Genomic DNA, 706 nt, shown 5'->3' with positions numbered 1-706 from the left:
CCGTCTTGCCTGCTCTCGCCCGCGGGCCGGCCCGGGGCCGTGACGGCCGACCTGGAGTCCTCCTGGCGGACGGGGTACCCGCAGGTCCGAGCCGAGCTGCGGGGGCGGTACCCCAAGCACGCCTGGCCCGAGGACCCGACCACCGAGCCGCCCCGCCGAGGCGTGCGGCGATGAGAAGGCCCCGGCCGGCCGGGGGACGGTGACCCCCGGCCGGCGTGCAGGGGGTCGACGCCGGCCGGGGAGTGTGTGGCGGGGCTGAGCCTCAGGGGCTCAGCGGCTCCGCTGCGGATCGGTCACGCTGCCGGACCCGTAGGTCATGGTCCGGCCCTCGGTGGACGAGCTGGGGGAGTCGAGCCCGGCGATCCCGGCCAGGACCGCGGTGAGGATGCTGACGCTCATGATCTCCTCCTCCAGGTGCCCCGCCCGTGCGGGGCGGTCTCGTCATCGACGGCGTGGGCGCCGCTCTCACTACGGTCATCGCCCCCGCGGGGCGCAGGGGTACGGGCTGAGACCGACGAGTTTGTCGACGGCCGCGCCATGCTCAGGGGCGGCCGTTCGTGCCCTTGCCCGGGGACGACCCGGGGTCCGCGGGGTCAGCCGTGCCGTTCGATGCACCTGCATCTGGGGTGGCGGGCTTGCCGGGGGCTGCGCTGCCCGGGTCGGCTGGCTTGCTGGGGGCTGGCTTGCTGGGGGTGGCGGGCTTGCC

General features: G+C 76.1%; 2 protein-coding genes. One reads left to right on the top strand and one right to left on the bottom strand.

The window, feature by feature from the left end; translation table 11 throughout:
* The coding region (locus tag L0B03_RS18705) for an ATP-dependent helicase C-terminal domain-containing protein (RefSeq protein WP_250448610.1) at positions 1-174 on the top strand (174 nt) is incomplete at its 5' end.
* A gap of 96 nt (positions 175-270) precedes the next feature.
* Here L0B03_RS18705 and L0B03_RS19430 read toward each other — a convergent pair.
* Positions 271-399: a hypothetical protein gene (locus L0B03_RS19430; RefSeq protein WP_284502018.1), complete on the bottom strand. Its 129-nt coding sequence runs from the start codon at positions 397-399 to the stop codon at positions 271-273.
* Positions 400-706 lie beyond the last annotated feature (307 nt).

Source organism: Actinotalea sp. C106, assembly GCF_023630195.1.
Classification (GTDB): Bacteria; Actinomycetota; Actinomycetes; order Actinomycetales; family Cellulomonadaceae; genus Actinotalea.
This window is presented reverse-complemented; position numbering and strand designations above follow the sequence as displayed.